The 344-nt window shown below is 72.4% G+C and carries 1 pseudogene; it reads right to left on the bottom strand.

Annotated features, from left to right (window positions below):
- Positions 1 to 344 (bottom strand): annotated as a pseudogene (locus AB8Z36_RS42125) (S9 family peptidase); the annotation flags it as partial.

A 344-nucleotide genomic window follows, 5' to 3' on the forward strand; every position in this document is an offset into this window, starting at 1 on the left:
GGTGGGTACGGGGTGCAGGGTGCGGCGTGCGAAGTCGGCGCGGTGCAGCAGGGAGCGGCCGTGGCGGTCCTGGCGGATCAGCACGGAGCGTCCGTCGGGGTACCAGCGGGCGGTGAACTGGGTGTCCAGGGCACACCAGTCGTGGGTGACGGTGCCGGTGGCGGCGGTCCAGGTGGCGAGCACATAGCCGTCGTCCTGTTCGCGGACGAGGAGGAGGGTGGTGTGCACTCCGGCGGGTGTGAATCCGAGGGCCCACAGCCTGCCGTGGAATCCGTCGCCGGGCAGGACGGCGACCTCGGTGCCGGTGGGGGTGAGCAGGGTGACGGMGCGGRKCGMGTCATCGT

Source organism: Streptomyces flavofungini (assembly GCF_041028215.1).
Classification (GTDB): Bacteria; Actinomycetota; Actinomycetes; order Streptomycetales; family Streptomycetaceae; genus Streptomyces; species Streptomyces flavofungini_B.